The organism is Ruminococcus sp. YE282 (genome assembly GCA_900101355.1).
In the GTDB taxonomy this organism is placed as follows: Bacteria; Bacillota; Clostridia; order Oscillospirales; family Acutalibacteraceae; genus Ruminococcoides; species Ruminococcoides bromii_A.
Window position 1 is genome coordinate 70,070 of record FMUV01000007.1, and the last position, 6,000, is coordinate 76,069.

The window sequence follows — 6,000 nt, forward strand, 5'->3', positions numbered from 1 at the left end:
TAATTGTGTTTGTTTTGAAGTTGTAATTATTTGATGTCAAAGGCTGTGACCCCATATTATTTTAAGTAAACATCCTCTTTATTATAAAAAACATCTCCTTCTATCCAAAAACATCTCGCATCAATTGTAATTGTTGTGCCGAGGTGCTTTTTTGGTTTTAGTAAGTATTTTTGTATGCTTTTATTATTATTGTGTTTTAGTTTAATTAAAGTATAATTATATCAAAATTGCATTATTAAAAATTGTTAATATATTAAACTTTATATTTTTTAGTATTTAGAAATTCTATGTTATGAGATATAATTATGCACAGTTAAGAAAGACTTAACTTGCCAAATATAAATTGTGTAATCAATAACAAAGGAGTTACTAATATGAACAAAGCATCACTTAAAACAAGAATAGTAGCCGGTGTCCTTTCTGCAATAACATTAGTTTCAGTGGCTACCGCTACAACCTCAACAGCATTTGCTGCAACACATACTAACGAGTTAAGTGTTTCGGCTGAGTTACAAGATGATTCAAATGATATTTTAACTGGCTTGGCAGAAAAAATTCTTAAAGGAGCAAGTGCAAAATTATTAGAGATGTTAAAAAAGAAGACGATAAACTATGTAGTCAACACTGATGTTGCTAAGATAATTACTTCTCTTCTTGATATATCTCCTGAAACAAAATTATCAGATATTAAGGAGGCACTTAACGAAGTATCATCGAAAATGGATAGTTATCATGCCAAAGAAATGAAAATGCTTAGTAATATCATGACTGAGCACAAGAAAGATACAATTTATGATAAGCTCGATGAAATCAAAGTGAAAAATAAAGAAGTGCTTAATGTAATTGCCAATAAGCAGGGAAGTCGTTCAACCACAGACATGAATGCTATTATAAGAAGGACAATTAATGATAGAATTTTTGAAACTGATTTACAAAGATTAGAAGGATTCTTTTATCCTAGTGAAATTGCAGAAAAAAAGACTGTGTTAGAATTTTGTCTTGATTGTTTAAATAGCAACACTATTGATGCTTCTAAGGCGAAAGCACAAGCTGAAAATATTGCCAAAACTTTTATTGACCAGTATAAATTTGCTTTTGATTCTTTTGTAGTTGGACATAAAGCAAAAGTTCAAAAAATGCTTAATGAATATAATGAGGCAAGAAAAACCGGTAATCAGGAAAAAATAGAAGAAGCAAAAAGGGCTTGGGAGCTTGCAAAAAGTGATGCTAATAATGAGATAAATATATTGATAGAAAAAGCACAAGGCGTACAAGAACAATATGATAAATTATTAAATTATATTAAAAGTTCTGAACAGGCATATGTTACCATTGACGGAAATACAACTCAATTTGCATCATTTGCCGACGCATGGTATCATGTTAACACACAAAATAAGAATGCGACAATTAAACTGAATAAGGATATTAACCTTGATTCAATCAAGAAAAAACTTGCGCATTATGAACACTATACTGACATAAATAATTACTTTGGAGAGAATAATATAAATCTTTTGTCTTCAAAGAAAATAACAATTGACTTAAATGGTCACAATCTTACAAATAGTGGCGGAAGTGCGGCGATTGAAGCCACTAAGGTTGATGGCGATTATAACCTTACTATAATTAATTCTAATTCAAAAGACAGTAACAATAATTTGCAGGGTACTCTTGGCGGTATAAAGCTTGGCATAAAGTCCAGCTTAAAATCAGGCAATGTATCTATAAATGATGCTATTATTTGTGGCGGTGGTTCCACAGGTATTTACAGTTCAGATGATTGTCAATTTGGTAAGCTGAAAGTTACAGTTGACAATTGTATTATTAAGGGTTATACAAACTCAGCTGTTTATTTATTTCAAACCAGATTTACTGCAAATAATACGAAATTTGAGGGTAACAGTTCCAATTACGGCGGAGCAATTAGTAAGAGTTGTGACTTGTCAGAGATTAATTTGAATTCATGCGAATTTATAAACAACCACGCAAATAGTTGCGGAAGAGCAATTTATTATAATGGTGGCAGCTTAAAAACAGAAGGATGCACATTTAAGAATAACTCTGCAGGCTCAACAGGTGGCGCTATGTATGTCAGCTGTAGGCAAAACGGATCTAACCTTAAAATGTATGACACAACAATTACTAATAATACTGCCGGTAAAAATGCAGGCGGAATTTATTGTGACCTTGATAGTCAAAACCTTTCAACTTGTGACCCGGTTATCGGCGGCAAAATGACAATTACAAATAATACGGCAAACGGAAGAACCAACAATGTATTTTTGAAATCAAATTTTGTAACAAAAGCTATATTGAAGGTTGACAAAAATCGTCCAGTTACATCTTATTCAAGAATTGGTATAAGCAGCGACACAGATGATAAAACACTTGATGTTGTAAAATGCAGTGATAAAAATTCATATAATCGTGCCGCAAATGTTTTTAGTTATGACAACAGTAAGTATCATATCCATGGTTAAAGTCATTTTTACAACACAAACTATTGGTATGAAATTGTTAAAAACTAGTAATTTTTAATACCCCCTTTTTAATTTTCAAAAGCATCTCTTGTCATTTGATAAACAGAGATGCTTTTGATTTTGTAGATGAAATTTAAAATATGATAATTTTAGTATAATTACAAGTTAAAAATACTTAAATTTTAGTTTATTTTTTTCGATAAAATATTTCATTTTATAAAATAATATGTTATAATTAATATATAGATAATAAATTTAAGATAAGGAGTGTTAGGAATGGCAAGAAGTGCAACAAGATTAAGTGAGTCTGAAAATGAATTCTTTCATAAAAATTACAGTTATATGTGGCAAAAACTTAATACAGCACCTTATTATGTGTCGGGTTCGGGAGAATGTCCTCCAAATATACGCGGAACAGAGTATTTGCCATCTTATGTAAACCTTTCCAAATGCAATAAACCTGACTATGTACCGAGTACCAAAATTTTGAATAAAATTGTACAGTTTTATAATGCAAATATTGAGCCGGAAGTCACAGCTTTTCAGTTTATCAAAGAGGATCTTTCCCTTTCCGATGCAGAAAGACGTCCTATGGCTTCAAAGTTTGATGAAAGATTTATGGGAACTTATTTTGGCTAATATTATTCGGAATCTGATTCCAAAAATATAATCGGAGTGGTTATAAAGATTTATGAAGAACACCATACAATGCGTTGTACCGCAATTTCAGGTATTTATTCTGAAGAAACTATGTTTGGTTTGCCGCTGAGGCATTTGATGGCAAAAGATTACATAAGTTTGTCTGAATATTCAAAATTTCGCAGTTCCCTTAACATTGCACATCAAAGAACAACAATGTACCAGGGCGGCGTAATTATGACCGACAGGTTTTTGATTTTGCAGTTGCGCGGCGTTGATAAGAAATCCAAAAATCTTGCAATAACACTCAGCATTGAGGGATTTAAAAGGAATGCTCAATATCTGGGTGGTCTTTCATTCTCAACTCTTATCAGCGACAGATTTGACATTCAATTTTTTATGATGGCTATTGCAAGGGGAGACGACAAGGCCCTTAAACCTATTTCAATGAATGATGAACGGCTCAAAAGTATTCTCGCAATCAATAAACTTGATAATGAACACATTATTCTTACGCCTCGAGATGACATGCGTTGGTATGAAATGATAATTGAAAACGGAAATAAATAATATAATTTCTTTATTCATAAGATTAGTTACATTTAGCAGACAGCCTAATTTAATTGGCTGTCTGTTTTTTTCTGAATTTTTACTGTCTTACATAAACTATTGCAATATAGAGCTTATATAATTTAAATTTATCAATGATTTATAGAAATTTGATTCGGCGTTCGCAGGTTCACAACTTGTAAAATATACCTTTTACTTGAATTTGGCTTATTTGCAATGTATAATATTTCTATATGGATTGGAATGATTTAGATGAGTTTAAAAAATATATATTATGAATTGTCAAAACATTACGACGCCGATTATTATACAAAGCTTGCCAAATCCAATGCTATGGTTGTACCGGTTTTAATTGATATAATATCTGATGAATATTTTGAATTTGATAAAAGGCAGGCTGAAATGATTCTTGAAAACATCAGCCAAACCGATTCGGAACTTGTTTATCCTTATTTTGACTATCTTTGTGATATGGTTGATAGAGAAGAAAACCCAATATTTTGGAGCATGTTGAAAATCATTTCAAATTTACTTTCTTGCGATTATCTTGATAAATGGAATAATAAAAAAGAAATTTATTTTAATGCGTTAAATTCAAATGCAATTTCAAAGTTTTCAATAGCTTGCAGCTGTGCTGCGAATGTAGTTAAGCATAAGGCTGATGATGCAGAAAGGGTAATAAAAGTACTTACACAAGCGAAAGAAAAATTGTTTAACAATAATTCTGATTTTGTAATGATTGCAAGTGAAATAGCAGATGAAACCCTTAAAATAATAGAAAATGAAATATCACTGTAAATTCAAAGCGGGCAAGTGTTTGTCCGCTATTGTTATATTCACGATTTTATAATGACAAAACATAATCAAAATTATTTACAATTTATTCTTGACATCTGAATAAGGCAGTGCTATAATAAACCTATAAAACAAGTAGGTTTTATACATATTAGTGTATGAAACCTAAATAATTTGCAAGGAGAGAATTTTATGAAAATATCTGACAAAATCACAGACTTAATTGGCAAGACCCCTCTATTAAAACTTAATAATTACATTAACGACAATAAGCTTGATGCAGATATCGTAGGAAAGCTTGAGTATTTTAATCCTGCAGGAAGCGTAAAAGACAGAATTGCAAAGGCAATGATTGATGAAGCCGAGGCAACCGGAGTTTTACAGCCGGGTTCGTTTATCATTGAGCCTACAAGCGGTAATACAGGTATCGGTCTTGCTGCGGTTGCAGCTTCAAGAGGCTATAAAATTATCCTTACAATGCCTGAAACAATGAGTGTTGAACGCCGCAATCTTCTTAAAGCATATGGTGCAGAGCTTGTTTTGACAGACGGTTCAAAGGGTATGAAAGGTGCAATTGAGAAAGCTCAGGAACTTTCCGAGTCAACTCCAAACAGCTTTATACCAAGTCAGTTTACAAATTCAGCCAACCCTAAGGCTCATTTTAATACAACAGGTCCTGAAATTTGGGAAGATACAGACGGAAAGGTAGATATTTTTGTTGCTGGTGTTGGTACAGGCGGCACAGTTTCAGGTGTAGGAAAGTATCTTAAGAGCAAGAACCCAAATGTAAAGGTTGTTGCTGTTGAACCTGCAGGTTCTCCTGTGCTTACAAAGGGCACTCCGGGACCTCACAAAATTCAGGGTATCGGTGCAGGTTTTGTTCCTGAAACACTCGACACCGATGTTTATGACGAAGTTATCGCAGTTGAAAATGAGGATGCTTTTGAAACAGGCAGAACTCTTGCAAGAAAAGAAGGCCTTCTTGTAGGTATTTCTTCAGGTGCCGCAGTTTATGCTGCAACAGTTCTTGCAAAACGCCCTGAGAACAAAGGTAAGGTTATCGTTGCACTTCTTCCGGATACCGGCGAACGTTACCTTTCAACTCCTATGTTTGCTGATTAATTGTTATTGTAAAACATATGCCATAAAGCGACAGCGCAGTTTTGAACTGCTCCAAATTGTACGGACAGTACAAAAACAGACCAAATGGTAGAAAATATTAAATTTTAAGCAACATACTGACATCGCTTTTCAAGTGGTGTCAGTTTTGTTTTGAGTTGAATTCTATGGTTGTTGTAGAAATGAATATACTCACTTAAGATGAGGCGTGCCTCCTCATAAGTTTTGAGCTTGGTTCTGTAAATACATTCGGTTTTGAGAATTGAAAAGAAATTTTCTGCTAAAGCATTGTCATATGGGTTAGGCAACCCATAAAATTTTGTGTAAATAATAATCCTTCAAGCAATAACAGAATACAGGATTGCGGTTGCAATCAGGCTTTCTGATTTGCCCC

General features: G+C 33.0%; 6 protein-coding genes. 5 read left to right on the top strand and 1 reads right to left on the bottom strand.

The window, feature by feature from the left end; genetic code table 11:
- Positions 1-374: 374 nt before the first annotated feature.
- The 5 genes from BLP46_RS04215 to cysK all read left to right on the top strand — a co-directional run bounded on the left by BLP46_RS04215 (position 375) and on the right by cysK (position 5,609).
- Positions 375-2,483 (top strand): hypothetical protein, encoded by a 2,109-nt coding sequence (locus tag BLP46_RS04215; protein WP_092976111.1) that lies wholly within the window; start codon positions 375-377, stop codon positions 2,481-2,483.
- A gap of 276 nt (positions 2,484-2,759) precedes the next feature.
- Positions 2,760-3,122, top strand: a complete 363-nt coding sequence (locus BLP46_RS04220) for a hypothetical protein (RefSeq protein WP_092976114.1) — start codon at positions 2,760-2,762, stop codon at positions 3,120-3,122.
- A 69-nt stretch (positions 3,123-3,191) separates the two neighbouring features.
- Complete coding sequence (locus tag BLP46_RS04225; RefSeq protein ID WP_092976117.1) at positions 3,192-3,692, top strand: hypothetical protein; 501 nt, start codon at positions 3,192-3,194, stop codon at positions 3,690-3,692.
- Positions 3,693-3,944: 252 nt separating this feature from the next.
- Positions 3,945-4,490, top strand: coding sequence for a hypothetical protein (locus BLP46_RS04230; RefSeq protein ID WP_092976120.1), 546 nt, complete (start codon positions 3,945-3,947; stop codon positions 4,488-4,490).
- A gap of 189 nt (positions 4,491-4,679) precedes the next feature.
- Positions 4,680-5,609, top strand: coding sequence for a cysteine synthase A (gene cysK / locus BLP46_RS04235; RefSeq protein WP_092976123.1), 930 nt, complete (start codon positions 4,680-4,682; stop codon positions 5,607-5,609).
- Between the two features lie 104 nt (positions 5,610-5,713).
- Here the strand turns inward: cysK and BLP46_RS04240 are convergent, their stop codons facing one another.
- A complete protein-coding gene (locus BLP46_RS04240; RefSeq protein ID WP_167669171.1) occupies positions 5,714-5,914 on the bottom strand; it encodes an IS3 family transposase in 201 nt (66 codons plus the stop codon).
- Between the last annotated feature and the right edge of the window lie 86 nt (positions 5,915-6,000).